General features: G+C 67.7%; 25 protein-coding genes and 7 tRNA genes. 14 read left to right on the top strand and 18 right to left on the bottom strand.

The genetic code is table 11. From position 1 onward, the window contains the following. The first annotated feature begins 21 nt into the window (after positions 1–21). Entirely contained in the window at positions 22–675 is a 654-nt protein-coding gene (locus CW348_RS10420) for an MBL fold metallo-hydrolase (protein ID WP_016188980.1), read from the top strand. Between the two features lie 10 nt (positions 676–685). Here the strand turns inward: CW348_RS10420 and CW348_RS10415 are convergent, their stop codons facing one another. The 4 genes from CW348_RS10415 to CW348_RS10400 all read right to left on the bottom strand — a co-directional run bounded on the left by CW348_RS10415 (position 686) and on the right by CW348_RS10400 (position 4,758). Then, a complete protein-coding gene (locus CW348_RS10415) occupies positions 686–1,183 on the bottom strand; it encodes a DUF5709 domain-containing protein (protein ID WP_104612753.1) in 498 nt (165 codons plus the stop codon). 66 nt (positions 1,184–1,249) lie between these two features. Further along, the gene (locus tag CW348_RS10410) at positions 1,250–3,505 is read right to left on the bottom strand and encodes a CHAT domain-containing protein (protein WP_104612754.1); all 2,256 of its coding nucleotides are present in this window, start codon (positions 3,503–3,505) and stop codon (positions 1,250–1,252) included. A gap of 258 nt (positions 3,506–3,763) precedes the next feature. After that, entirely contained in the window at positions 3,764–4,189 is a 426-nt protein-coding gene (locus tag CW348_RS10405; protein WP_011292545.1) for a hypothetical protein, read from the bottom strand. Further along, complete coding sequence (locus CW348_RS10400) at positions 4,186–4,758, bottom strand: RNA polymerase sigma factor (RefSeq protein WP_016188977.1); 573 nt, start codon at positions 4,756–4,758, stop codon at positions 4,186–4,188. Before CW348_RS10400 ends, CW348_RS10405 begins: the two co-directional genes overlap by 4 nt. Before the next feature lie 213 nt (positions 4,759–4,971). Between CW348_RS10400 and CW348_RS10395 the strand changes: the two genes are divergently transcribed. Continuing rightward, complete coding sequence (locus tag CW348_RS10395; RefSeq protein ID WP_038043957.1) at positions 4,972–5,466, top strand: DUF3145 domain-containing protein; 495 nt, start codon at positions 4,972–4,974, stop codon at positions 5,464–5,466. A 13-nt stretch (positions 5,467–5,479) separates the two neighbouring features. Here the strand turns inward: CW348_RS10395 and CW348_RS10390 are convergent, their stop codons facing one another. The 7 genes from CW348_RS10390 to CW348_RS10360 all read right to left on the bottom strand — a co-directional run bounded on the left by CW348_RS10390 (position 5,480) and on the right by CW348_RS10360 (position 8,724). Beyond that, positions 5,480–5,965 (bottom strand): DUF1707 domain-containing protein, encoded by a 486-nt coding sequence (locus tag CW348_RS10390; protein WP_011292542.1) that lies wholly within the window; start codon positions 5,963–5,965, stop codon positions 5,480–5,482. Positions 5,966–6,103: 138 nt separating this feature from the next. Next, entirely contained in the window at positions 6,104–6,547 is a 444-nt protein-coding gene (locus CW348_RS10385; RefSeq protein WP_011292541.1) for a DUF1707 domain-containing protein, read from the bottom strand. A 164-nt stretch (positions 6,548–6,711) separates the two neighbouring features. Further along, entirely contained in the window at positions 6,712–7,344 is a 633-nt protein-coding gene (locus CW348_RS10380) for an HAD family phosphatase (protein ID WP_104612755.1), read from the bottom strand. A gap of 106 nt (positions 7,345–7,450) precedes the next feature. Next, positions 7,451–7,987 (bottom strand): YbhB/YbcL family Raf kinase inhibitor-like protein, encoded by a 537-nt coding sequence (locus tag CW348_RS10375; RefSeq protein ID WP_011292539.1) that lies wholly within the window; start codon positions 7,985–7,987, stop codon positions 7,451–7,453. A gap of 461 nt (positions 7,988–8,448) precedes the next feature. Then, a tRNA-Val gene (locus CW348_RS10370) sits at positions 8,449–8,523 on the bottom strand. Positions 8,524–8,540: 17 nt separating this feature from the next. Next, a tRNA-Cys gene (locus tag CW348_RS10365) sits at positions 8,541–8,611 on the bottom strand. Positions 8,612–8,651: 40 nt separating this feature from the next. Next, positions 8,652–8,724 (bottom strand) — tRNA-Gly (locus CW348_RS10360). 165 nt (positions 8,725–8,889) lie between these two features. On the opposite strand from CW348_RS10360, the gene CW348_RS10355 reads away from it, so the two are divergent. Further along, positions 8,890–10,107: a molybdopterin molybdotransferase MoeA gene (locus CW348_RS10355; protein ID WP_011292538.1), complete on the top strand. Its 1,218-nt coding sequence runs from the start codon at positions 8,890–8,892 to the stop codon at positions 10,105–10,107. A gap of 15 nt (positions 10,108–10,122) precedes the next feature. Here the strand turns inward: CW348_RS10355 and CW348_RS10350 are convergent, their stop codons facing one another. The 5 genes from CW348_RS10350 to CW348_RS10330 all read right to left on the bottom strand — a co-directional run bounded on the left by CW348_RS10350 (position 10,123) and on the right by CW348_RS10330 (position 11,756). Continuing rightward, a complete protein-coding gene (locus CW348_RS10350) occupies positions 10,123–10,635 on the bottom strand; it encodes a gluconokinase (protein WP_011292537.1) in 513 nt (170 codons plus the stop codon). A gap of 259 nt (positions 10,636–10,894) precedes the next feature. Further along, positions 10,895–10,969 (bottom strand) — tRNA-Val (locus tag CW348_RS10345). Between the two features lie 26 nt (positions 10,970–10,995). Further along, positions 10,996–11,068 (bottom strand) — tRNA-Gly (locus CW348_RS10340). A gap of 37 nt (positions 11,069–11,105) precedes the next feature. After that, positions 11,106–11,178, bottom strand: a tRNA-Gly gene (locus tag CW348_RS10335). Positions 11,179–11,324: 146 nt separating this feature from the next. Further along, on the bottom strand, positions 11,325–11,756 hold the full coding sequence (locus tag CW348_RS10330) for a roadblock/LC7 domain-containing protein (RefSeq protein ID WP_011292536.1): 432 nt from the start codon (positions 11,754–11,756) through the stop codon (positions 11,325–11,327). Positions 11,757–12,075: 319 nt separating this feature from the next. Here CW348_RS10330 and CW348_RS10325 point away from each other — a divergent pair, with 319 nt between their 5' ends. Further along, on the top strand, positions 12,076–12,918 hold the full coding sequence (locus tag CW348_RS10325) for an aminotransferase class IV (protein ID WP_011292535.1): 843 nt from the start codon (positions 12,076–12,078) through the stop codon (positions 12,916–12,918). A 182-nt stretch (positions 12,919–13,100) separates the two neighbouring features. On the opposite strand, the gene CW348_RS10320 is transcribed toward CW348_RS10325, so the two are convergent. Next, positions 13,101–13,517: an SsgA family sporulation/cell division regulator gene (locus tag CW348_RS10320; RefSeq protein ID WP_011292534.1), complete on the bottom strand. Its 417-nt coding sequence runs from the start codon at positions 13,515–13,517 to the stop codon at positions 13,101–13,103. 476 nt (positions 13,518–13,993) lie between these two features. On the opposite strand from CW348_RS10320, the gene CW348_RS10315 reads away from it, so the two are divergent. Beyond that, a tRNA-Val gene (locus CW348_RS10315) sits at positions 13,994–14,067 on the top strand. A gap of 95 nt (positions 14,068–14,162) precedes the next feature. On the opposite strand, the gene CW348_RS10310 is transcribed toward CW348_RS10315, so the two are convergent. After that, positions 14,163–14,420 carry a PGPGW domain-containing protein gene (locus CW348_RS10310; RefSeq protein ID WP_038043938.1) on the bottom strand — a complete coding sequence of 86 codons (258 nt, stop codon included), beginning with the start codon at positions 14,418–14,420 and terminating at the stop codon, positions 14,163–14,165. Positions 14,421–15,217: 797 nt separating this feature from the next. Between CW348_RS10310 and thrS the strand changes: the two genes are divergently transcribed. From thrS to CW348_RS10265, 9 genes are all read left to right on the top strand, one after another. Next, positions 15,218–17,197, top strand: coding sequence for a threonine--tRNA ligase (thrS, locus tag CW348_RS10305; RefSeq protein ID WP_104612756.1), 1,980 nt, complete (start codon positions 15,218–15,220; stop codon positions 17,195–17,197). A 147-nt stretch (positions 17,198–17,344) separates the two neighbouring features. After that, positions 17,345–19,009 (top strand): DUF885 family protein, encoded by a 1,665-nt coding sequence (locus CW348_RS10300; protein ID WP_011292530.1) that lies wholly within the window; start codon positions 17,345–17,347, stop codon positions 19,007–19,009. A gap of 103 nt (positions 19,010–19,112) precedes the next feature. Continuing rightward, positions 19,113–19,892 (top strand): TerC family protein, encoded by a 780-nt coding sequence (locus tag CW348_RS10295; RefSeq protein ID WP_011292529.1) that lies wholly within the window; start codon positions 19,113–19,115, stop codon positions 19,890–19,892. Positions 19,893–19,988: 96 nt separating this feature from the next. Continuing rightward, a complete protein-coding gene (locus CW348_RS10290; protein ID WP_011292528.1) occupies positions 19,989–20,546 on the top strand; it encodes an HIT domain-containing protein in 558 nt (185 codons plus the stop codon). Continuing rightward, a complete protein-coding gene (locus CW348_RS10285; RefSeq protein WP_016188970.1) occupies positions 20,543–20,935 on the top strand; it encodes a thiol-disulfide oxidoreductase DCC family protein in 393 nt (130 codons plus the stop codon). Before CW348_RS10290 ends, CW348_RS10285 begins: the two co-directional genes overlap by 4 nt. Before the next feature lie 46 nt (positions 20,936–20,981). Further along, the gene (gene pgsA, locus CW348_RS10280) at positions 20,982–21,623 is read left to right on the top strand and encodes a phosphatidylinositol phosphate synthase (RefSeq protein ID WP_038043947.1); all 642 of its coding nucleotides are present in this window, start codon (positions 20,982–20,984) and stop codon (positions 21,621–21,623) included. 2 nt (positions 21,624–21,625) lie between these two features. Further along, complete coding sequence (locus CW348_RS10275; RefSeq protein ID WP_011292525.1) at positions 21,626–22,549, top strand: phosphatidylinositol mannoside acyltransferase; 924 nt, start codon at positions 21,626–21,628, stop codon at positions 22,547–22,549. Beyond that, on the top strand, positions 22,546–23,685 hold the full coding sequence (locus CW348_RS10270) for a glycosyltransferase family 4 protein (RefSeq protein ID WP_011292524.1): 1,140 nt from the start codon (positions 22,546–22,548) through the stop codon (positions 23,683–23,685). The genes CW348_RS10275 and CW348_RS10270 overlap by 4 nt, the downstream gene beginning before the upstream one ends. Then, a complete protein-coding gene (locus tag CW348_RS10265; protein ID WP_011292523.1) occupies positions 23,682–24,236 on the top strand; it encodes a hypothetical protein in 555 nt (184 codons plus the stop codon). The genes CW348_RS10270 and CW348_RS10265 overlap by 4 nt, the downstream gene beginning before the upstream one ends. Positions 24,237–24,414 lie beyond the last annotated feature (178 nt).

Raw genomic sequence — 24,414 nt, 5'->3', positions numbered from 1 at the left:
CGGCCGCGGCACAATGAGAGTGTGTCGTATACCGGAAACACGCATGTCGGGGGCCCTGCCGACGTGCGGCAGCTCCCTGAACTCACCATCAGCAAGATCGCGGTCGGCCCGATGGACAACAACGCTTACCTCCTGCGCTGTGTGCGGACCGGGGAAGCGGTCCTCATCGACGCCGCTGCCGAAGCCGACCGCCTGCTCGAACTTATCGGCGACAACGGCCTGGCCAGGGTGATCACCACCCACCGCCACCGGGACCACTGGGGCGCTCTCGCCGACGTGGTCGGGGCCACCGGTGCGCGGACTGTCGCCCACCCCGCGGACGCGCCGGAACTTCCCGTATCCACCGACGAACTCGTGGAACACGGTGACACGATCCCCGTGGGATCCTGCACCCTCTCCGTGATCCACCTGCGGGGACACACTCCCGGCTCTATCGCGCTGCGTTACGACGACCCCGCTGGGCACACTCACCTGTTCACCGGGGACAGCCTCTTTCCCGGCGGGGTCGGAAAAACCTGGAGCGACGCGGATTTCCGCAGCCTGATCACTGACGTGGAGACCCGCATCTTCGACCAGATGGACGACGACACGTGGGTCTACCCGGGGCATGGCCGCGACACCACGTTGGGTGCGGAACGCCCCAGCCTGCCCGAGTGGCACCGCCGCGGCTGGTAGCGACCGCACCTCACGGCTCTTCGCGTTCCCGGACGGCGCGCTCCTCAGGAGCGAGCCCGCCCCGGTCCAGACCGACGTCCTCAGCGGTAGCTTCAGCCTCCAGGTCGGGGCGTACCCCCTCGTCTTCGGCGACGAGCCGTCCCGCCGAGGGGGACGCCTCGGCCATTCCTTCGGTTTCCAGCATCTCCTCTCGCTCCCAGACCTCGGGTTCCTCCCGGGAGAGCGCCGTATCCAACGGCTCCCCGGCTTCCTTGTCGGTGCCGGTGGTACCGAATTCGTCCATGGCGATGGGACGCTCACTGGGCAGGATCGTGTCTTCGGTGGTGTCCGCCAGCGCAGGCTGGCCGGCGTCCTCGTAGTCGGAGTCCAACGCGTGGATGGGGTCTTCCGACCGACCGTGGCGGGTCTCCTCCGTCGACGGTGTGATCGTTTCCTCCACCACCGCGTCCTCATCGAGGTCGTCCAGTAGCACCGGGTCTGTACTGCGACGATTACGTATCTCAGCCATATTCGACCTCTACCCCCGACCCGTCGATCATTCCTGGCTGGGAGCAGTTCCCAGACCGTGGGAAGCTCACCCTGCGCCGAAGCACACGAAACCCAGGTGGGCCAGGTGTTCGGCGACGACGGTCGCGGGCGGGACACCGGAGCGGAGCGCCTGGTGCGCCCGCACCATCGCGGCAGCGGCCTGCACGTCGGGCACTCTGAGCACGCTCGCTACCACCGTGGCGCTGCCGCGGGCCAGCAAAGAGGCGGCGATTCCGAGAGGAAATCCTGAGGGGACAGCGGGCATGGGACGGCCCGTGGTACAGGACGAGAGCACGACCAGGGCGGGAAGGTGCTGCACCCGTTCCACGTCGTAGGCGAGCAGCGGGCCGTCCGCAAGCACGAGGCCTGCGCACATCGGAGCCCCGTTCCGGGCGAACCCGTGGGCGCTGAAATGGGCCAAGTCGGCGCGGGCCAGACCGCGCAGCACAGTTCGAGACCGGGCTTTGGCCCCCACGAGTATCCGTGACCGAGGGTACAACCGGGCTATCGCACGCACCTCGGCTTCCGCGTCTTCTGGCCCGGGCCCTGCCACCAGCAGGGCCCGAGGAGGCTGCCGGGAGTGCAGTGCCCGCTGCCGGCAGCGCAGCCAGACCTGGCCCGACGGCACCACGCTGATGGGACGTCCGCGAAGCGCGGGCAGGAGTCCCCAAGGCAGAACCTGGGTGTAGGCACCTGGCGCGATCACCATTTCGCGGTCTCCGATGGCCGCAGCGATCGGCTCGAAGAGGAGACGCTGCACTTCCTCGGCTCGTCTGGCCAGGAGCCGGGCCGTGGTTGGACCGGGAGAGAATACGTGCTGGGCCGCCAGATGCTCGAAATGGGTGACGGCGTCTTTGATGGTGGACCCGGCTGCCAGTTCATGCAGCCGAACCGTGCCGTCGACCACGGTGAGTGCAGCCGGAGCCTGGTCCAGGTCGGAGTAGTGCACGAGGGCCCGGGAACCGAGCCCGGTGGACAGGGCTTCCCACGGGTCTTCCCAGCCCCGACCCGAAGACGCGTCCCGGGGACGGCAGCAGGGATGCCACTGGTCCACCGCCATCTCTACTTCAAGCTCGTGCAGCTTGTAGCGGGCCGTGGAGACTCCCCGCCACGCCTCGGCGAACGTAGCGCGGTATCGGTCGAGGAGGGCTGCCCAGCGCTGGTTGCGGCACGTGTGCGGACCGAGGTCGATCGTCCTGGCCTGCTCCAGCCGGCGGAGCGCCGCCTTGGCCGCCCCGGACTGCAGTGCAGCCGTGGCGTGGTGCAGGGCCTGTGCCGTCCGGAGGGGAGTGGCGTGAGCGGCCACCTCCAAGTGCGGGGTGGCCGGGGGAGGGGGCACGGCGCGCGGCGCGGGCAGACTGCCGCCCCGCGTCTCGGTGATCTGCTCGGCGGCCCGGAGCCATGCCGACTCGGCACCGAAGAGCCGTTCCAGGAGGTCGACGGTGGCCGCGACCTTCACGTGCGCGCGGGATGCCACGGCGATTTTCAGGGACAGCAGCTCGGCGAGCGCCCGGTCGGCTCCGCAGCCGCGGATTTTTCCGAGGGAGAGGTTGAGCTGCCACGCCTCCCGGACCATGCCGGCGTCGGCGAGGGCGTGCGCGCGCTCCAACACGAGCGCGGGGTACCGGGTGGGGGTCTGCAGCAGGGGGGCAGCCTGCGCGAAGCGTGCCATGGCCAGGCCGGTGTCGCCCTGGCGGGCCGCCAGACAGCCCAGGTTCTGGGTGATCATGGCGCTCAACCGGGGCAGGGAGTACTGCTCGGCTAGCGCAAGCCCGTGGAGCAGAGTCTCTTCTGCTTCCGTCAGCCGTCCAGCACGGATGAGGGCCAGACCGCGGCTGCACAGCAGGCCGGGGAGGAGGCGCGGGTCGGAGGCAGTGCGGAGCGCAGGCTCGGCCGCCGTGAAGGCGGCGAGGGCGTCATCGAAGCGGCCGCTGTGGTAGGCAGCCACCCCTTGGGCGAGCAACCAGAGGGCCGAGCTGGTGGAGGCAGTGGCAACGGGGATGCGTGGGCTGGGGCCAGGGTAGCGAGACAGCGCTCCGGTCCAGGAGGCGCGCGCCAGCAAGGCCTCCTCAGCCAGGTTGGCCTGGACGGCGACGCGGACCGCTTCGGTCAGCCGTTTCCGTGCCTCGGTGAAGGAGCCCAGTTCGTAGACGGCAAGGCCGCTGATCCGTAAGGCCAGGGACCGGATCCGAGGGTCGGTGGAACTGCCGAGCAGCCGTTGCGCGCGGCGCAGTGCTGCAGCGGGGTCGCGGGCTACAAGGGAGACGGGAAGCCGGCTCATGAGCCGGTGCGGGTCCGCCATACCAGATCGCCTTCCGTGGGGGACTCGGTCGGAAGAACAGCAAAAAAGACGAATGACGGCATTGAAAGAAAGATGATTCGAAGTGTGCTTACCGCGTCGAAAAACGACACATTAAGTCATAGCATCCCGCGGCAAAAAAGACGAGTGGAATGGCGCAACATCCCTTTTTGTGAGATTGGGGATTATTTTCAGTAAATGGAGGATTAGCGATTGGTGTGGTGGTGCGGGTGATTTGTGGGATGTGGGGGAATTGGTGGATTACAGGATCGTCCACGGCGTCATGAGGTATGGCCCGGCAGAGTCGGCGGGGGAATAAACGAGGCTGACGGGGCCGCGGGGAAGGGAACGCACGATGAAGGCGCCGCTCGGGTCAGTGGCGTGGGACGAGACTTCCCCGGCGTGCCGGAGCTCGACGACGAAGGAAAGGGCGGGGATGAATTGACCTGCCAGGTCACAGACCGCGCCGTACGCCGTGACCTGCAGGTGCAGCTCGATCCCTTCAGCGGAGAACGTGAGGAGCCGCGGCCCGGACTCCGGCACGCACCGCAACCCCGGTGCCGGGTCTGTTGCGGAGTCCGCCACTAACGTGGTGAAGCGCGCTTCGGGACGGCGCAACCGGTAGGCCGCCCGGGCCGCGGCAAGCACATGGTCGGGCGGCCGCTCCTCATCGGGAGTGCCGGTCAACAGTCCTCCTCTCCTTGTCTGAGCAACCGGAACAGCCGGCGCCGCGCCCGGCGTCGGGCCCGGTGCAACTCCGGTACGGTCACCCCTGCCAGTCGGGCTGCCTCGGTCGGGGGCAGGCCAGGACGGTAGACGTCCACGTGAGCCACCTCGCGTTCTGGGGAGTCCAGTTGGTTCAGGGCGGAACGCACCCGGGCCACGTCCTCAGCCACCAGGCTGAGCGACTCGGGTGTCCGGTGATCGGGACTGTCGAGATCTTCAGCGGGAAAAATCTGCACTTTGCCGTGAATGCGCAGGTGGCGGCGGCATTCATTGTGGGTTACCGTCGCCAGCCACGCCCCAATCCGTTCTGGTGTGCGCAGCCGGGTGAGGTACTCGGCCAGATTGCACAGCACGGTTTGCGTGATGTCTTGCGCGTCGTGGAAGAGAAGAGGATAGGAACGCGTGATCTTCCAGACCAATCCTGAGTACCGGTCGAGGAGGGCGTTCCACGCAGCTTCGTCGTTGTCTGCGGCACGCCGGACCAGTTCCTTGACACAGGCGGCCTTATAGGTCTGGCCACTCAAGGGCACCCCCAGTAAAATCACACACCCGGCTACGCCTGGAGTAACACGGTAACCATCAGGCCCGCGGTACGGGGACCTTTTGGCATTTTTGGTCTTCTCAACCTGGTGCTGCTGAGGTGCATGGGACACAATGAAGAGAGGAGAGGACCTAGAAACGGACATCTCCTCTGGAAGTACGAGGGCGTCGGGGAAGCGCACTCGTCCGTATCAGGAGGTTCGGTGTCCGCACGTGGCGTCCTATATGTCCACTCTGCGCCCGCGGCGCTGTGTCCCCACGTCGAGTGGGCGGTCGCGGGTGTAGTCGGCGTGCCCGTGAAACTGGATTGGGAACCGCAGCCAGCGGCTCCCAACACGTATCGAGCAGAACTGAACTGGCAGGGAGCACCGGGGCTGTCCGCAGCGATCGCCTCGGCGCTGCGCGGCTGGCAGCGGCTGCGCTACGAGATCACCGAAGATGCCACTCCCGGCTGTGACGGGGTGCGTTACAGCTACACGCCCACGCTCGGTTTCTTCAGCGCGGTGACCAGTGCCTCCGGTGAGGTACTGGTGTCAGAGGCGCGCCTGCGCGACGCTATGGAGCGGGCCGCCGCCCAAGGACTTGATCTCGCTGAGGAAATCGACAAACTCCTTGGCCGTGCGTGGGACGAGGAGCTCGAACCGTTCCGCTACGCGGGCGAAGGAGCCCCGGTCCGGTGGCTGCACGCTACCGGATGATCGGCGCGCAGAATCAGGCCTTTGTGTGCGGGCCGGAATGGTCCCCAGGGGTGTCCTTATCCGATCGTGCGGATCCGCTCAGGGCGTTGGCCGCGGTGATGACGAACACGATCCCCAGTGGCCACCCTGGCCAGAAATACAGCAGTTCCCCGGCCATGATGCTGGTCACCAGCCAGATTCCGCCCAAGATGACGGCGAGGCTGGCAAACCCGCGCCACGGTTCGAGAAAGTCGCGCCACCTGCGGGCAGGGGCGTGCGCGCGGCCCACCGCAGCCAGGTCGACGGGGGCGCGTGCAGAACCGGGAGCGGGAGGAAGGTCCGCGGTCAACGGGGCGAGCTCCCCCAGGGTCGTCGCGCTCATGGCAGCGGCGAGCCGCTTGTCGTATTCAGCCAGGTCCAATCGGCCTTCCACCAGTGCCTGAGCCAGTTGCTCCGCGGTGGCGTCCCGGTCCGCATCCGATGCGCGGATCCGCTCTTCTGGAAGGTGTTCGCCAGCCATATCCGCCCTCATTTCTGTGGAAAGAACCGGGGAGTTGCGAAGCGCGGCTCCTGGGCGCCCGAGCAGGGGTCGCGACGACCGAGTCCTGCGGGGCGGACTCCCCAAGCGCAGCCGAGCCTCCCCTACATCAGACGGTGGTCAGCGGCGGCGGGATCCGTCGTTATGGGGCCAAATTGCCGCGGCAAGCAGGATAGCCGCCCAGATGCCGAGCGGAATCAGCGGCCAGAACGGCAGCAGACTGCCGGCAAGGAGACTCGTGACCCCCCAGATACTGCTCATGATGATCGCGCCGCCCAGCCACCACCGCCACTCGTCGATCCACTCTTTCCACGCCGAGGAGGGGATGCGTTCCCGGGACCGGGCGGGAACCGCCTCGGTGCGCTTCGGCTCCGGAAGGTCCGCAACGAGCGGCAGCAAGTCCCCGATGACGACAGCGTTCATCGCCCGGGTGAGCCGGTGGTGGTATTCGTCCAGATCGAGACGGCCCTCAGTCAACGCGATCGCGAGACGTTCCGCGACGGCGTCCCGGTCGGCGTCCGAGGCGCGCATCCGCTTGGGAGGAACACGGTCTTCGTCCTGCATCCCCTTTTCCCCTTCGCGTGACCGACGGGGTTTCCATCACGATACGTCGGGATGGCCCCAGAGAACAGCAGCCGACACCCGCGTTGCCGCAGGGAAGGGAGGGACCGTGGAGGGGAGGAGACCCGAAGAAATAACGCGGGAAGGCGCGCCCATGAATGGTGGGATCACCCCAGTGAGAGCTGCTGGAGGAGTGCGGTAAGCCCGGCAGCCCCGGTGTAGTGGTGCACACGGATCCCCAATGCCGCGGCGGCACGGATATTCGCCTCCCGGTCGTCAATGAAGAGGGTCTCGTGCGGGTCGGCGCCAAGCTCGCGCAGCACATGTTCATACACCCGGGAATCGGGTTTGCATAATCCGATCTCACAACTGAAAAACAGCGCGTCAAAGCCGCACAGCAGCGGGGAGAAACGCAGCGGAGCGGCGAGGTCGTGCGGGGCGTTGGACAGTAACGCCACCCGGAGCGGACTGGCGGTGAGCCGAGCGGCCAGTGCAGCGGCCTCAGGTTCGGGCACCAGCCAGCCGCCCATGTCGGTGGCCCACAGCTCCTGCCGGACCGCGGGATCCCACGAGATGTTGAGCCGGGCGCCAACCCGGTCCCAGTACTCCCGAGAGTCGAGTCCGGCATCGTAGGCGCGCCGCTCATGCCAGTAGGCGTCCCAGAACTGTTCGGCGGGCACGCCGCTCAGCGCTACCAACCGGGAACGGGACTCAGGCGGCGGCACCGAGAGGACTTCGCCGTAGTCGAAGACCACCGTGGTGATGGGGGAGGGGGAGTCCTGGAGTGGGCGAGAGGTCACCGCGTCTCCTCCACGATTCGCTGGGGGACGGCAGACCCTTCGACCCTATCCGTTCCCGGACATCGGAAGCGGGCCGCTCCGAGGAGCGGCCCGAGCCCCTTCCCGGTTAGGGCACCTCGTAGGTGGGCACGATCATGCCTCGCGCCAAGGTGTGGAAGAACAGGTTGAAGCCGAGCACCGCTGGAGTGGTGGAATCGTCGAGACCGAGGCTTTCTACGTCCACGGCGTGCACGACGAAGAAGTAGCGGTGGGGGCCGTGCCCCGAGGGCGGGGCCGCGCCCACGTATCCCTTGGTTCCGGCGTCGTTGCGGAGCATGACCGCGCCCGGGGGCAGGCCCTTGCCGCCTTCAGCGCCCGCCCCGGCGGCAAGCTCGGTGACCCCGGCGGGGATGTCGCATACGGCCCAGTGCCAGAATCCGCTGGCCGTGGGCGCGTCGGGGTCGAAGCACGTTACCGCGAAGCTCCGCGTCCCCTCCGGGAACCCGCTCCACGCCAAGTGGGGGGAGACGTCCTCGCCGCCGGCCCCCATCACCCCGCTGACCTGAGGTTGAGGCAGAGGCTGGCCGTCGGAGATGTCCTTGCTGGTGACGGTGAAGGTGGGAACCTGCGGCAGGAAGTCGTACGGAGACGGCGGTCGAGCCATGAAGAACCTCCCGAACAGTCGTTCTGCGGGCGTCTGCCCCTCTACCCAGGCCAGTATGGTCGGACCGCACGCGGTCGTCCGGGTTTCCCGCGCGTCTTGCCGTGCAGTCCGCGGAAAACCGGGGCTGGGAGAGCGCTGCCGTCCCCCGAGGAGCGTTGATCACAGCAGCAGGCACTGCCGTGACCAGGGACAACGCTCCCGCCTCGCAGGGGAAGTGAAATAGATCACTTTTAGGGGTGTGGTTTCGGTCAAAGGAGGCCAGCTACCGGGGCAGCCGTGTGCGTGGGAACCGGGGCCCTTGCCGAGACCGGGACCAGGGCTGCCCGGAGGACGGACGGGGTTGCCGGGGAGTGCTCAGAAGAACCGGAAAAGGGCTGGTCGCCCCGGACAACCCAGGAGAAAGCCGGGAAAACATAATCGGCCCGCTTTCCGTCAAAGGCAGGCCGATCATCCAGAGTCACTGGTGGGCGATACTGGGATCGAACCAGTGACCTCTACCGTGTCAAGGTAGCGCTCTTCCACTGAGCTAATCGCCCCGGTACCCGGGAATCAGAGGTGGAGACGGGATTTGAACCCGTGTGGACGGCTTTGCAGGCCGCTGCCTCGCCTCTCGGCCACTCCACCGGATGAAAAGACGGTGGGGAAACCCGCACCGTCAAATCCGAGCGGACGACGGGATTCGAACCCGCGACCCTCACCTTGGCAAGGTGATGCTCTACCAACTGAGCCACGTCCGCATGCCGTTTGATGCCGGGCCTCTGCTCAGCCCTGACATCCACGTGCACTAAGAACTGTAGCGGAATCTCGCGGGACAGCAAATCGAATACGTCTCGGATGTCTCCGCCAGGCCCTTCGGTTACCGGACCCAGCGGCCATCAGCGGGGAAGGGATATAAGGGAGACGTGCAACGTCACGGTGACCTCCCGACAGCCCGGAAGACCCCGCGGTCCGGCCTGCCCTGGCCAGACGCCCGGGAAGCCGCTCGACGTCTGGGCCGGCGCTGCGGTCCCGGCCAACTCCGCTGGGAGACGCTGACGGAGGCGTTGGGCGGAGTACTCGCGGACGAACTCCAGGCTCGGATCGCTGCTCCCCCCTACGACGCGGCCGCGATGGACGGCTACGCGGTCTGCGGCCCTGGACCGTGGACCCTGCACGGCCGGGTACTGGCTGGCCAGGAGCACGACTTGGTGCTCTCCCCCGGGCAGGCGGTGGAGGTCGCGACCGGGGCCCGCGTGCCGGAGGGAACCACCGCGGTACTTCCCTACGAGCACGCCCGGCGCAACGCGGATGTGCTCGCCGGCGATATCGCGCCTGGACGCCACGTGCGGCGCCGCGGTGAGGAAACCCCCGAAGGGGCGGTTGTGCTTCCCGCTGGCACCGTCATCACCCCTGCCGTGCTCGGCTTGGCGGCGAGCCTGGCCCACGACCGGCTCCCTGTCTACCGGCCTCGCGTGCGTGCCGTGGTCAGCGGCGACGAGCTCGTAGACGAGGGGGTGCCCAGCCCTGGGGCGGTGCGCGACGCTATCGGACCGATGTTGCCCGGACTCGTGGCCGCGGGCGGAGGTGTGCTCACCACGCTCCACCGCATCCCCGACGGACTCGACGCGCTGACGGCCCAGTTGGCCGCGGAGGGAGACGAGTCGGTCCTCGTCGTGTGCGGCGCTTCCTCGGTGGGGCCCGCGGACTATTTGCGGGGCGCGCTCGTGGAGCTGGGCGCCGAGGTCCTCGTGGACGGCGTGCACTGCCGCCCCGGGCATCCGCAGTTGCTCGCCCAGCTCGCTGGAGGACGTCACTCGCGCCGGGTGGTGGTGGGACTGCCCGGCAATCCGGGGGCGGCCCTCGCCGCCTCCCTGACCTTGCTGCTCCCCCTGCTTTGCGCCATGACGGGCCGCGCGGAGACAGCGCCGGGGCGGATCACCCGGTGCCGCCTCGACGGCGAGGTCACCGTCCATGAGCACGACACGCGCCTGGTCGCGGTAGAGGTCCTCGCGGACCGTGCCCGCCCGGTAGGGCACGACCGGCCAGCATCGCTGCGCGGTGCCGCTGCGGCTGACGCTGTGGCAGTGGTCCCGCCCCGCTGGGCCGGGGACGACGTCGAACTGCTCTGGCTGCCGGTCTGAACGTCTCCTGGACTGCTACGCCTGGGCGTTGCGGAGCCCGGTGACGATCCGCACCGCTTCGGCGATGAGGTCCTCAGGGGAAGCGGACACGTCGAGGACGGCACCTGCCTCATCGGGGGCAAGCGGCTCCAATGTGGCGAACTGGGAGTCCAGGAGTTGGGGCGGCATGAAGTGGCCACGCCGCTCCCGGATCCGCTTCCCGATCAGTTCAGCCGAGCCGTGCAAGTGGAGGAAGAACACGCCGGGAGCGCTGCGCCGCAGAAGGTCCCGGTAGGAGCGGCGGAGCGCCGAACACGTCACGACCGAGGAAGTCCCTTCCCGCTCCCGTTCGCTGATCCACGCTGCCAGCGCCTGGAGCCAGGGGAGCCGGTCCTCGTCGGTCAGCGGAATGCCGCGCGCCATCTTGGCGATGTTGGCTTCGGGATGGAAGTCGTCGGCGTCGGCGAACGGGAGTCCCAACTCCTGGGCGACCCCTCGGGCCACCGTGGTCTTGCCGCTCCCCGAGACGCCCATGAAGACATAGTGCATGCCTGCTCCCTTGCTCGACGGCGGCGCGGACACCCACCCGCACCGGCGCGGTTCCGCAGGTTTGCATAGGGGCCGCTGGTGTGCAAGACGCGCAGTTCGGGAGCAAGGGGGCGAGAGGCGCAAGCGGGTGAGGGGCCGGTGTGCTGCCGCGGTGTGCCGGTCCATGCCTGGGCCGTTACGGTCCAGGCCCCGCGCCTCCAGTAGGGCGGGCACGAAAAAAGCTCCCTTGCGGAGAGTAAGGGAGCTTTCTGAGCTGTGCTGGTGGGCGATACTGGGATTGAACCAGTGACCTCTACCGTGTCAAGGTAGCGCTCTCCCACTGAGCTAATCGCCCGAGATCAGGATGCGATCTCTACCGCGAGCGGACGACGGGATTCGAACCCGCGACCCTCACCTTGGCAAGGTGATGCTCTACCAACTGAGCCACGTCCGCGTGGTGCATAAAGCGCCACAGGTGATGTGATGCTTCGAGCGGACGACGGGATTCGAACCCGCGACCCTCACCTTGGCAAGGTGATGCTCTACCAACTGAGCCACGTCCGCGCGGCAGAGACGGTTCCCTGAGAGGGTGTCTCTTGCTGCGTTAAGAACTTTAGCGGATTCCAGCGGTCCTACAAACTCGAACCGAGGAAATCAGCGGGGAGTAGCCGTTCGGCCGGTGCCGGGAGGCCGCCGACCGAACGGGCGGTTCAGCGTTCGGTTGGTGCAGGCGTCAGCGGGATGTCCGGTCGAGGCGGAGCGGAGAGGTACTGGCCGACCCGCTGGATCACCATGTTCATTTCGTAAGCGACCATGCCGACGTCGCATTCAGCATCGGCGAGAACAGCCATGCACGCCCCCTCGCCTGCTGCGGCGACGAAGAGGAACGCCTTGTCCATCTCGATGATGCTCTGCCGCACGTTCCCGGAGTGGAAACGGCGGCTCGCTCCTCCGGCCAGGCTGTGCAACCCAGAGGCGATGGCGGCTAGCTGCTCGGCGTCAGCGCGGTCGAGTTGGCTCGACGAGGCCATCAGCAGACCGTCGGTGGACAGCACAATTGCGTGGTGCGTGCCCTCCGCGCGGGTGAGGAGGTCGTCGAGCAACCAGCTCAGTTCGCCAGAGGCGGTGCTCCGTGAGGTCATGGCTCTCTTGATCTGTGTTGTCGTGGGAATGGAACGGATCGCAGCCGGAGGAGTCCGGCGGTCACTGGCTGCAAGCGGCCAATGGTCTTACGAGCGTTGCCCAGATGATAGCCATTTGTGATGTGTTTGGGGATTCCCTGCGACCAGCACGGTCCAAAAGGGGAAAGGAGGGCCGAAACACCCGCATTGCCTCGCTACGGTACTCCCGTACACGCGCTCCCGGGCCACGTCGGCCGGAGTCGGTCACGCCTCTTGACGAGAGCGCGGGATGCGGTCCGGGCCGAGCGAGCCATGAGACACGAGGGATGGGAGAACGGGCATGAAAATCTGGATCTCCGGAGCCGGGTACGGCTCCGGCCGCGTAGTGGACGCACGTGAAGCACGGCTGCCAGCCCTCGACCATGGCATCACGGTCGGCGACGGGGTCTTTGAGACGGTTAAGGCCGTGGGCGGCCAAGCATTCGCGCTCACCCGGCACCTGCAGCGCCTCGCCCGGTCCGCGCGCGGCCTGGGACTGGGGGAACTCGACCTCGATCACCTCCGCGACGGGGTGCACCAGGCCTTGGCCGCCAACCCGGACACCGATCCCGGACGGGTCCGCATCACTGTGACGGCGGGACTGGGACCGCTGGGCTCGGAGCGGACCGGAGGGGAACTGACCGCCATGGTGGCGGTGGGGCCGTTCGCGCAGCCCGCACCCACGACCGACGTGGTGGTCGTGCCGTGGACTCGCAACGAGAACGGCGCGCTGAGCGGCCTGAAGACGACGTCGTATGCCGAGAACGTGCGCGCACTCGCCTATGCGCGCCAGCGCGGGGCCGGGGAGGCGATCTTCGCCAACACTGTGGGCAACCTGTGCGAAGGCACGGGAAGCAACATCTTCGTCGTCCTCGACGGGCGGCTGGTCACTCCTCCGCTGTCGGCGGGGCCCTTGGCGGGGATCACCCGGGAACTGGTCCTCGAATGGGTGGGCGGTGCGGAAGAAGACATCCCCATGGCGGCGCTCTCCCGGGTCAGCGAGGCGTTTCTGACCTCCACCGGGCGCGACGTGCAGCCGATCCGCGCGATCGACGACCGGGTGCTCCCGGCGGCCCCGGGGCCGGTGACCGCGGAAGCCATGAAGGTGTTCGCGGAGCGGAGCGCAGCCGAGATCGACCCCTGAGAAGGAAACGGGCACAGAGAATCCGGGAGTCCCGGTACTCTCTGTGCCCTACCGCATAGTGGCGGTGTGGTTTAGTGAGTGGGTGGCAGGGGTAATCCCCTGTCGGGAACTTTTCGGATATCCCCGGTCATTGGGCGCGCGAGGGGTCGAGGCGCCCAGACCGGGGCACGCCACCTGCGGGTCTAGCTGAGGTGCTCAGCGATTTCAGCGTCGATGTCGATGTAGTCGCTCTCCTGCCCGGCAGGAACCAGCTCGTAGGTGCGGTGCAGGAACTCCGAGAGGGGTGCCACCTGCGCGTGGAACCGCGCCTGGCCGAAAGGTGAGGAGAGGGCAATGTTGACCATGCGCTCCTTCCCGTCCTGCGAGGGCCAGATGCGCACGTCGCCTTCGCCTGTTTCGCGGATGATGCCCACGGTCAGCAGCTCACGAGCGAAGATCCACTCCACGGGTTCGTCGTCGCCCACATGGAAGGCCGCCCGGATGGCGTAAGGGTCGTCCACGGAGTAGTCGAGACGGGCCACCAGGGGCACGGGGGCACGATCAGGAACGATCAGCTGCAAACCGACTTCGCAGGTGATAGAGGTGCCGCTGCTGCTCATAAGCCAAACCTTCTCTCGTCCGGTCAACAGTGTTCGGATGACTCAGATGGCTGGGGTTTCCCCGCGCATCGGGACCTGCCATCTCGTCCGTTCCGACGGTCCGGACGATCAGTGACGCGTTACCGGGGAACTTTTCGGTCGAGGTGAAGCGGCGTCACGCCGGACTTCCCACACTCTTCGCCAACCTTCTAATGAACTGGGGAAAGAAAGAATTTCCGGTGGACTTGTGGGCCGCATCACCCTAAGGGCGGTGTGTGGCGTCCTCAGATCGGGGTATGTCCCACAACGCCGACAGAGATGAGGAATTTTCACATTTTCACATTGTGTCCGTGCTGACCTTCCCTTACGTGAGCTCAATGTGATACCTATCACGTCCACGGTTGAGGGGTGCGCACCAGAGTGGATCATCCACTCCCAAAGATGCGCTAGAGTTTTCCTTGTCCGGCTCCCCCGGGGAGAGAACAGGACGCAGCCATGGGCGATTAGCTCAGATGGTTAGAGCGCGTCGTTCACACCGACGAGGTCACTGGTTCGAGTCCAGTATCGCCCACAAGCTCCAGGTTACTCACTGGTCTAACCAGTAGATCACCTGGGGCTTTGTCATGTCTAGAGGGGGCAGCCACACTCCGCTGCGCTCCCGCAGAGCTAGCGGGAAGTACGTGCTCGGCGCTCCCGGAGTTTCTCGGCAGCCCGGGAACGCGCCTGGGAGGCGTAGTCGCGGGCCCGCCACAGCAGACGGCGCGCCCACGAGAACTCTGTGGCGAGAATGGCCAGGCCTACGATCACCCCACCGATCCCCGGCCCGGGAGTGACGCACATCACGACGCCTCCTAAGAGGACCACTGAGCCGACGAGGCCGACCGTGACCCGCCAGGCCAAGTGGAGCGCGGGATGAGAGCGCATGCGCCTACGCCACAGGCGTGCGTGGACACGGACCCGCCGCCAGCGGCGAACTCTGCTGCGGCTCCGGGGTGCCGGAACCGCGGAAGGAGCGCCGTCCGAGCCGGTCGCTGGGTGCGCGGACATGGTCTCCACCATAACTCTCCCCCAGGGGTAACGGTCAGAAAAAACACACACGCCGGACAAGCCGGTACTCCGGTGCGCGGGAGAGGCCATGTGCACGGCATCCCCGCCGTAACCGAGGGCGCCGACTCCTGTCCGCAACGCCCAACGCCGCTGCGGCCAGCCGAGTCCGATATCCCGGGAGGAACCCCACGTCTCCTCGAGACGCGGCTCCCAAGCGCACCGTACGGGCCTGAGCGATTCCGAAGGGCGCCCACCAGGCAGCAGTGAGACTGGGTGCCGTCACACACCGGAGATCACGAGAAAGAAGAGAGAACAGCTCCCGAGCCGCCCCAACCGTACGGCGACCACCGTGGGCAGAGCGTGGCGGGAATCGCGGGAAGGGGGAGCGCTCGAACGGGGGCGCGCCTCGACTTCCGCGGCGGCGAGTCTACGGGGAAACACACCGCCAGTCGAGGCACTGCCCGCTAAGCGACGAAGATCACCGACGGTAGGCGTCCCTGTCTCCCCCGCCGGGCCGGGAAGCCCGCAGAACGGAACACCGGGATGCGACAGTGCCGCACCGGTAGCGGGGGCCGCTAGCATCGGAATGACGGAACAACCCCGTCCCCGGGCCCGTTGCACCCGGGCGACTGTGCCGACAACCGTTTTCGACGAGAACCTTTCAAGGAGACATCGTGTCCGCCGTGCCTGAACTGCGTATCACCCTCGCCGGAACCGAGCGTGTGGTGGCGGCAGGCACTACGGCGGGACAGGCGCTAGAAGCGGACGGGCGAACCGTGATCGCCGCGCTGGTCAACGGGGAGCCGCGAGACCTCACCCACGAGCTCGCCGACGGCGATGTGGTGGAGGAAATCCGCATCGACTCTGAAGAGGGACGCGCGATCCTGCGCCACTCGTGCGCCCACGTGCTCGCCCAAGCCGTCCAAGAACTGTTCCCCGAAGCCAAGCTGGGTATCGGCCCGCCGATCGAGAACGGCTTCTACTACGACTTCGACGTCGCTGAGCCGTTCACTCCGGACGATCTCAAACGCATCGAAAAGCGGATGCAGGAGATCATCAAGCAGGGCCAGCGCTTCTCCCGGCGTGCCGTCACCGACGAGGACGCTCGAGCAGAACTCGCTGACGAGCCGTACAAGCTGGAGCTCATCGAGCTCAAGGGCGGCGCGGCCGAGGCCGCCGAAGGAGCCGGTGTCGAAGTTGGTGCGGGGCAGCTCACCATCTACGACAACCTGCACCCCCGCACCGGCGAGGTGTGCTGGAAGGACCTGTGCCGCGGTCCGCACCTGCCCGACACTCGGGCCATCCCCGCGTTCAAGCTGATGCGCACCGCCGCCGCCTACTGGCGCGGCAGCGAGAAGAACCCTCAGCTCCAGCGGATCTACGGCACCGCCTGGGAGACGAAGGACGCGCTCAAGTCCTACCTCACCATGCTGGAGGAGGCCGCCAAGCGCGACCACCGCAAGCTCGGCGTGGAACTCGACCTGTTCTCCTTCCCCGACGAGCTCGGCTCCGGCCTGGCCGTGTTCCACCCCAAGGGCGGCGTGGTCCGCAAGGTGATGGAGGAGTACTCGCGCCGCCGCCACGAAGAGGCCGGCTACCAGTTCGTCAACACGCCGCACATCTCCAAGGCCGGGCTGTTTGAGACGTCCGGGCACCTGCCGAACTACGCGGACGCCATGTTCCCGCCCATCCAGTTCGAGGGGGCCGACTACTACCTCAAGGCCATGAACTGCCCCATGCACAACCTGATCTACCGGTCACGGGGCCGTTCCTACCGGGAGCTTCCGCTGCGGCTGTTCGAGTTCGGCACGGTCTACCGGTACGAGAAGTCCGGCGTGGTGCACGGGCTGACCCGGGCACGCGGGTTCACCCAGGACGACGCGCACATCTACTGCACCAAGGAGCAGATGCCGGACGAGCTGGACCGGCTGCTCACCTTCGTGCTAGACCTGCTGCGCGACTACGGCCTGAGCGACTTCTACCTCGAGCTGTCCACCCGCGACGACTCGCCGAAGTTCATCGGAGAGCCGCAAGAGTGGGAGGAAGCCACCGAGATCCTGCGGCAGGCCGCGCAGAAGCAGAACCTGGAACTGGTCATGGACCCCGGCGGCGCGGCCTACTACGGTCCGAAGATCTCGGTGCAGGCCAAGGACGCCATCGGCCGGACCTGGCAGATGGCCACCATCCAAGTGGACTTCCAGCAGCCCAAGCGCTTCGAGCTCGAATACCAGGCTGCCGACGGCAGCCGGCAGCGGCCGGTGATGATCCACCGCGCCCTGTTCGGTTCCATCGAACGCTTCTTCGCGGTGCTGCTGGAGCACTACGCGGGCGCCTTCCCCGCCTGGCTGGCCCCGGTCCAGGTCGTGGGCATTCCAATCGCGAGCGAGCACGTGCCCTACTTGGAGGACGTGGCGCGTCGGCTGCGGGAGCACGGGGTGCGCGTCGAAGTGGACGCCAGCGACGACCGCATGCAGAAGAAGATCCGCAACGCCCAGAAGCAGAAAATCCCCTTCATGCTGCTGGCGGGCGACAACGACGTCAGCAAGGGCGCGGTGTCCTTCCGCTACCGCGACGGTTCGCAGAACAACGGCGTCCCGATCGACAAGGCGATCGAGGAGATCCTCACCGTGATCCGGGAACGCCGCCAAGTGTGACCCGGAACCACGCTGCCTGCGGGGCTAGAGGGATTCGCCTCTGGCCCCGTTGCTTTGCGGCGCACGCTCCGCTGCACCCGGCCGGGGACGGCAGCGCCGGAAGCAGACGGGCGGCAACCGCGGCACTAGGGGCCCGGTGTTGGCAGTATGGAAGGGATGTCTTCGCCAGCCGAATCCTCGCACCCCGATCCCGGGGTCAACGCTATGACCGACCGGTTCCGCGCGACCGTCGAGCGGATCCTGGACCAACTGTGCGCCGACCGTCCCGAATGGGGGCTGCAGCACGGGGACGTCCGCTACGCCGGACAGTTGGCGGACCAGTCGCCTGAAGCGTGGGAGCAGCACGCCGAAGTCCTCGCTGACGGGCTGCGTGCGCTCGACGACATCGACGACACGCTGCTGCCCGTCGCGGACCGGGTCGACCTGGAGATGCTGCGCACCCACCTCAGCGCTGACCTGTGGCGGACTACGGAACTGCGCCCGCACACCTGGGATCCGCTGCACACCCTCCCGGACAAGGCCCTCACCGCGATCCTGCACCACGGCCCGCTCCGCGCCGAAGAGCGTCTCGCTGCGCTGACCGCCTACTGTGCGGCCCTGCCGGATGCGCTCCACCAGGCGCGCCTCCTCTTGGATGACGGCCCCGGCATGCCCCGCCCCCACGTCACCGCTGCGAGCCGCCGGGCCCGCAGGGCCGCCGCGATGCTGGAGGGCGACGTCGAACTGCTGCTCGCCGCAGTCCCCGATGGCCGCGCAGAACTCTCTGGCCACCGCGCCGACGCGCACCAGGCGTTCCTCGACTACGCGGCCTGGCTGGAGTCCCGCGTGGAGGACGCCGCCGCCGACCCCCGGTTGGGTGAGCCCGCCTACGCCGCGCAACTGTGGTACACGCTCGACTCCGAGCTGGACCCGCACACCCTGCTCACCCGCGCTGAAAGCGACCTGATCGCTACCGAAGAGGAGCTCGCCGAAGTCGCCGCCGCCTACACCGGGCAGCCGCGCCGCATAGGCCAGGTCCGCGAGGTCCTCGACCAGCTCGCCGCCGAGTCCGCGTGCCCGCCCGACGAGGTCCGCTCCCTGTGCGCGCAGGCGCTCGACCACCTCGTGGCGCGCACCGCAGAGCTCGACCTCGTCACCGTCCCCGCCAGCGAGGTGCGCCTCACCGCACCGGACCCGCGGGGACCAGCTGCGCGACCCCTGGACGGAGCCGGCCGAATCGCGGTGGCCCCGCCTGCTGCAGACGGACCGTGGGGGCGCCTTGCCCACCACCGGGACGCGCTGCGCATCCTGATGGCCTACGAAGCTGTCCCCGGACGCGGAGTGCAGGCCGCGCACGCGGCCCGCTACCAGGGCCCCACCCGGGTGCGTTCCGTACTGCGCAGCAGTCCGTTCATCGAAGGATGGGCCGGATACATCACCGAACAGCTCGCCTGCGCGGGATGGCACGGCGACGGGGGAGAGACCGACCAAGCGGCACGCCTCGCCCAGTTGACTGTGCGGCTACGCACCATCCTCAACGCGATCGTGGACGTCCGGTTCCACACCGGGGATCTCGACGAGCCCGCCGCTATGGCTTTGCTCACGCAGCGCGGCCACTACGAGGAGGGAGAAGCGGCTCGCACGTGGCGGTGCGCCCAGCTCACCAGCACCCGCCTCACCGCCCCGTACGTCGGCTACCGGGAGCTCAGCGACATCGTTCGCGAGCTGGCCGCGGACCGTCCGCACGAGAGGCGGCGCGACCGGCACGACGCTGTGCTCGCGCACGGCGCTCCGGCCCCTCGCCAGCTCCGTGTCCTGCTCGGAGCCGGATAACGAAACAGCGATAGATTTATGCGAAGCTTATTCCGGCTTCCCTAGAGTCCTTCCGTTTCCGACCGCCCCGTAACCGCCCTAGCCTCGGAGCCGTAGCGAATCCATGAGCGCTGATCTCATTGTCGGATTTTTGACGCTGACGCTGCTGGAGGTTGTACTCGGGATCGACAACCTGGTGTTCATCTCGATCCTGTCGAACAAGCTCCCCGAACACCAGCGAGGCCGGGCCCGGAAGACGGGTATCGCCCTTGCCCTGATCACCCGGCTCATGCTGCTGGCCTCCATCAGTTGGATCGTCCAGCTCACCACTCCGCTCTTCTCGATCGGCTCCCTGGAGTTCTCCGGCCAGTCGCTCATCCTCATCGCCGGAGGGTTCTTCCTGCTCGGCAAGGGCACCTACGAGATCCACGAAAGCCTGGAAGGGGATTCCGGACACAAGCCCGTGAAGAAGGGCGCGGCCGTGTTCGGCGCGGTCGTCGCGCAGATCGTCGTCCTCGACATCGTCTTCTCACTCGACTCCGTCATCACCGCGGTGGGCATGATCAACCCCGCCGGGTGGGGAATCTGGGTGATGGTGGCCGCCGTCATCGTCGCAGTCGTCGTCATGCTCTTCCTCGCCAACCCGCTGGCGGAGTTCGTCAACAAGCATCCCACCGTCAAAATGCTTGCTCTGGCGTTCCTGCTGCTCATCGGTATGAGCCTGGTCGCTGAAGGCTTCCACTTCCACATCGAGAAGGGCTTCATCTACGCCGCCATGGGCTTCTCGGTCTTCGTGGAAGTCCTGAACCTGCTGGCCGCCCGGCGCCGGCAGCAGAAGCAGAAGAGCACCCCCTCCCCGGTCAAACTGCACAGCCGCTACGCCGAAGACGGCGGGATCGCCTAACCTCCGACCTGAAACGAACCGGGCCGCCCCGACCACTTCTGCGGCAGCCCGGTTCTATGCTTGCGTTGCAAGGACGAGAAAGGCGGGTCGGTGAGTATGCAGCGGGAAACCCGGGATGACGGCGAGGGCCGGCAGGTGCGCGGTCCCGACGGCCTCCAACGGTTGTGGACCCCGCATCGCATGGCCTACATCAAAGGAGAGAACAAACCCCACGGGAGCGGACCGGACGACGGCTGCCCGTTCTGCCGTGCCCCGCAGCTCTCGGATCCGGAAGGACTCGTGCTCGCCCGGGGCAAGACCGCTTTCGCGCTGCTCAACCTCTACCCGTACAACAGCGGGCATCTCATGGTCTGCCCGTACCGGCATGTCGCCGACTACACCGAGCTCAACGAGGACGAGACCGCGGAGATCGCTGCCCTCACCCAGGCCGGCATCACCGCGCTGCGCTCCGCCTACGGAGCCCAAGGCTTCAACGTCGGCATGAACCTCGGCGAAGCCGCGGGCGCAGGAATCGCCGCCCACCTGCACCAGCACGTCGTCCCCCGGTGGGGAGGCGACACCAATTTCATGCCGATCGTGGGGCAGACCAAGGTGCTCCCCCAACTCCTCGGCCAGACCCGCGAACAGCTCGTCGCCCACTGGCCGAAATCATGACCGCCCCGGTATTCGTCTACGACGGAGCGTGCGGTTTCTGCGTCTCCTGGGTGCGGGTCGTGGAACGCCGCATCATCCGTGGCAGCGGAATCCAAAGCGCAGCCTGGCAGGAGCTCAACCTCGATGAGCCGCTGCGCGCCCGCGCCCGGACGGAGATGCTGCTCCTCCACCCCGACCGGCGCCGGGTCTGGGGCGGGGCAGACGCTGCCGCGGCCCTTCTCCTCAACAGCCCGCACGTGTACTGGTGGCCGCTCGGCTCACTGCTGCGCCGCCCGCTCTTCCGCGATGCGGCTGCGGCACTCTACCGCTGGGTCGCGCGCAACCGCGGCCGACTCCCGAAAGCCCCGCAGGGCAAGACGCCCAGAAAGCGAGTTCCCGTGCTCAGGTAATGCAGTTCCGATGACCGGAGCCGAATTCCACGACGATGAAGAGACCATGCTGAGAATCCTGCGCCCCGCCACCGCCCGACTGCTCGCACCCATCGGCCGCGGCCTCGTTCGTATCGGCGTCACCCCGAATACGGTCACCCTCGTGGGAACCGGCGGCGTCGTCATCAGCTCGCTGGTGTTCTATCCTCTGGGCGAGCTGTACATCGGCACCCTCGTCGTCGCGTTCTTCGCGCTCTTCGACATGCTTGACGGCGCGGTCGCCCGCGCCTCCGGAGAGACCAGTGCCTGGGGAGCGTTCCTCGACTCCACACTGGACCGGCTCTCCGATGCCGCCATTTTCGCGGGACTGCTGGTGTGGCTCATCGGCGGCGGACGCGACGAGGTCCTCGCCTGGCTCGCCCTGTTCTGCATGATCAGCGGCTTCGGCGTGTCCTACATCAAAGCGCGCGCTGAAGGCCTGGGGGCCAACTGCGATGTGGGCATCGCGGAACGCACCGAACGCCTCATCATCATCCTGGTCGCCACCGGACTGCACGGGCTCGGCGTCCCTTACGCGCTGGCTACCGGGCTGTGGCTGCTCGCTTTCCTCAGCGCCATCACCATCGTGCAACGCTTGGTGGAGACCCGGATCCGCCTTACCGAGCCGGACGAGCAGATCCTCGACAAAGCCGAGACAGAAACCTCGTGACCATGCGTGCCAGGGTTCCGGACCGGGCAGTCACCGCGGCCTACACGCTGGGCTGGACGCTCGTGAAGCATCTGCCGGAACAGACCGGGCGGTGGGCGTTCACCACGATCGCGGACTATGCGTGGCGGCACCGCCTCGGCGGGGTCGACCAACTGGAAGCGAACCTGCGCCGCCTCGTCGGCCCTGACGCCACCCAGGCGGAACTGCGTGCCCTCTCCCGGGCCAGTATGCGCTCCTACTTCCGCTACTGGTACGAGCTGTTCCGGCTGCCTGCCATGGACCGTCGTGAACTGGTGGCCCGCACCCGCTCCACCGGCGTGGACATTCTCGAAGCGCACCTCCGTGCGGGCCGTGGCGTCGTCGCCGCTCTTCCGCACATGGGCAACTGGGACCAGGCGGGCGCGTGGATCACCCTGCGCGGCATCCCGCTGACCACGGTTGCGGAACGGCTGCGTCCCGAAAGCCTGTTCCAGCGTTTCACTGCGGTCCGGGAACGCCTGGGCATGGAGGTCCTGCCGTTGACCCGGGGCGGGGGCACCACGGTCGGCACCCTGGCACGGCGGCTTCGCGCGGGCGGACTGGTGTGTCTGCTCGCCGATCGCGACCTCACTGGGCAAGGTATCGACGTGGACTTTTTCGGGGAGCCTGCCCGGATGCCCGCCGGGCCCGCCGCCCTCGCCCTGGCCACCGGGGCGGCGCTGCTGCCGGTTTCGCTATGGTTCGACGGCCCGCATTGGGGAATCCGGGTACACGAGGAGATCCGACCGCCCTCCGCCGGGGACCGCACCACCCGTATCCGCGCGATGACCCAGGAGCTGGCCTATGTCTTCGAACAGGAGATCGCCGCACACCCCGAGGACTGGCACATGATGCAGCCTGTCTTCACCGCCGACCTCGCTCGCCCACGCGGGGAGGTGGGCCGATGAGGGTCGGCCTGGTCTGCCCTTACACCTGGGATGTTCCCGGAGGGGTCCAACAGCACGTCAGCGACCTCGCCGAGGCGCTCATGGAACTCGGCCACGAGGTGTCTGTCCTGACCCCCTGCGACTCTGCGACCGACCTCCCCGGGCACATCGTGCCCGCGGGGCGCGCCGTGCCGGTGCCCTACAACGGCTCGGTGGCCCGTCTCGCCTTCGGGCTGCGGGCCGCCAACCGGGTACGCCGGTGGATCCGCGACGGCGGCTTCGACGTCCTGCACGTGCACGAACCCGCCGCGCCCAGCCTGTCCCTGCTGGCCTGCTGGGTGGCGGACGGTCCGATCGTGGCGACCTTCCACACCTGCAATCCGCGCTCCCGGGCGATGGCCGCCTCCGCCGGCATGCTGCAGACCGCGCTGGAGAAAGTCAACGGCAGCATCGCCGTCTCCGAAGCCGCACGCAAGACCATGGTCGAACACCTCGGCGGGGACGCCGTGCTCATCCCCAACGGGGTATGGGTGCGGCGCTACGCCCACGCCGACCCGCTGCCCGGCTGGCCGGGACCGGGCGGCGCGCTCGGTTTCCTGGGCCGCATGGACGAACCGCGCAAAGGCCTGGGGGTGCTGGTCGACGCCTTCAACGAACTGGGGCGCCGCCGCCCCGGCCTGCGCCTGCTCATCGCCGGCCCCGGGGACGCCGCTCAGGTGCGCGCCCGGATCGACGCCGACCTCCGCGACCGCGTGACAATCCTGGGTCGGGTCAGCGACGCCGACAAGGTCCGCCTCTACCATTCGGTCGACCTCTTCTGCGCCCCCAACCTGGGCGGGGAGAGCTTCGGGATCATCCTGACCGAAGCCATGGCCGCGGGCGCGACCGTACTGGCCAGCGATATCCCTGCGTTCCGGCAGGTGCTGCGCGACGGTACTGCCGGGACGCTCTTCCCGGTCGGGGATGCGCACGCTCTCGCGCAGCAAGCCGAGAAGCTGCTGGACGATCCGGGACGCCGGGCGGAACTGTCCCGCGCGGCCCGGCGGGCGGTCCGCGCCTACGACTGGCCTGCGGTCGCCGCCGACGTGGTACGCGTCTACGAGGCCGTGGTGCCTGCCGGAGTCGGAGGGCTTGTCGGGGCGAGGACGGAGCGGTGACCGAAGTCCTCATCGCTGTGTGCACCCTGCTGGTGCTGCTGTCCGTGTCCTTCTACCTGTCGTGGCGGGCGAGCCGCTTGGACCGTTTGCACAGTCGGCTGGAGACCGCCCAGGCCGCGCTCGACGCCGCCTTGGCGCGCCGCGGTGCAGTGGTGGGGGAGCTGGCCGCTTCCGGTGTGCTGGGGCCGGCGGCCAGCGTCCTCCTCTCCGACGCCGCGGCTCGAGCGCGCCGGGCTGAGGACCGTGCCGAGCGCGAGGTCGCGGAAAGCAACCTGTCCCGGGTACTGCGCGCGGTTCTCGCCGAGTGTGACGCGGTCCCCGACCACGGCGACCTGCTCGCCGAGACGTACGCGGCCGCCCGGCACGTGCACATCGCGCGCCGTTTCTACAACGACACGGTCACCGCTATCCACACCGCCCGCTCCTCGCGGCTGGTCGGCGCCCTCCACTTGGCCGGACATGCGCGCTTGCCCACCTACTTCGAAATGGACGACGAGCCCCCCGAACCGCTCGACCAGCGCTGGCCAGACTCCACTGCCTCCGGGGAATGACTGGCGGGGATTCGGCGTTGTGATCGACGGTCGCCACAATGGCGCAAACCCGCACCCGCAGACTCCGCAATGTCCGTAAAAGCGGACAAAACCGGATCTACCATAGATGGGGCGTGTGCGGGAGGGCGCCGTCAACATCGCACACCCCACCCAATAAGATCCACTTCGCATTCAAGCG

The sequence above is a fragment of the Thermobifida sp. genome (assembly GCF_017577275.1).
GTDB lineage: Bacteria > Actinomycetota > Actinomycetes > Streptosporangiales > Streptosporangiaceae > Thermobifida > Thermobifida fusca.
The sequence above is the reverse complement of the archived record's forward strand: the minus strand, read 5'-3'. Positions and strand labels throughout refer to the sequence as shown.

What these genes read in the sequence shown, in the direction of transcription:
- CW348_RS10415 (WP_104612753.1), bottom strand. Translation starts at nt 1,183, where the DNA reads ATGGCTGAGATACGTAATCGTCGCAGTACAGACCCGGTGCTACTGGAC.
- CW348_RS10410 (WP_104612754.1), bottom strand. Translation starts at nt 3,505, where the DNA reads ATGGCGGACCCGCACCGGCTCATGAGCCGGCTTCCCGTCTCCCTTGTA.
- CW348_RS10390 (WP_011292542.1), bottom strand. Translation starts at nt 5,965, where the DNA reads ATGGCTGGCGAACACCTTCCAGAAGAGCGGATCCGCGCATCGGATGCG.
- CW348_RS10385 (WP_011292541.1), bottom strand. Translation starts at nt 6,547, where the DNA reads ATGCAGGACGAAGACCGTGTTCCTCCCAAGCGGATGCGCGCCTCGGAC.
- CW348_RS10375 (WP_011292539.1), bottom strand. Translation starts at nt 7,987, where the DNA reads ATGGCTCGACCGCCGTCTCCGTACGACTTCCTGCCGCAGGTTCCCACC.
- CW348_RS10350 (WP_011292537.1), bottom strand. Translation starts at nt 10,635, where the DNA reads ATGCACTATGTCTTCATGGGCGTCTCGGGGAGCGGCAAGACCACGGTG.
- CW348_RS10330 (WP_011292536.1), bottom strand. Translation starts at nt 11,756, where the DNA reads ATGACCTCACGGAGCACCGCCTCTGGCGAACTGAGCTGGTTGCTCGAC.
- CW348_RS10325 (WP_011292535.1), top strand. Translation starts at nt 12,076, where the DNA reads ATGAAAATCTGGATCTCCGGAGCCGGGTACGGCTCCGGCCGCGTAGTG.
- CW348_RS10320 (WP_011292534.1), bottom strand. Translation starts at nt 13,517, where the DNA reads ATGAGCAGCAGCGGCACCTCTATCACCTGCGAAGTCGGTTTGCAGCTG.
- CW348_RS10310 (WP_038043938.1), bottom strand. Translation starts at nt 14,420, where the DNA reads ATGCGCTCTCATCCCGCGCTCCACTTGGCCTGGCGGGTCACGGTCGGC.
- CW348_RS10300 (WP_011292530.1), top strand. Translation starts at nt 17,345, where the DNA reads ATGGAAGGGATGTCTTCGCCAGCCGAATCCTCGCACCCCGATCCCGGG.
- CW348_RS10295 (WP_011292529.1), top strand. Translation starts at nt 19,113, where the DNA reads ATGAGCGCTGATCTCATTGTCGGATTTTTGACGCTGACGCTGCTGGAG.
- CW348_RS10290 (WP_011292528.1), top strand. Translation starts at nt 19,989, where the DNA reads ATGCAGCGGGAAACCCGGGATGACGGCGAGGGCCGGCAGGTGCGCGGT.
- CW348_RS10285 (WP_016188970.1), top strand. Translation starts at nt 20,543, where the DNA reads ATGACCGCCCCGGTATTCGTCTACGACGGAGCGTGCGGTTTCTGCGTC.
- pgsA (WP_038043947.1), top strand. Translation starts at nt 20,982, where the DNA reads ATGCTGAGAATCCTGCGCCCCGCCACCGCCCGACTGCTCGCACCCATC.
- CW348_RS10275 (WP_011292525.1), top strand. Translation starts at nt 21,626, where the DNA reads ATGCGTGCCAGGGTTCCGGACCGGGCAGTCACCGCGGCCTACACGCTG.
- CW348_RS10270 (WP_011292524.1), top strand. Translation starts at nt 22,546, where the DNA reads ATGAGGGTCGGCCTGGTCTGCCCTTACACCTGGGATGTTCCCGGAGGG.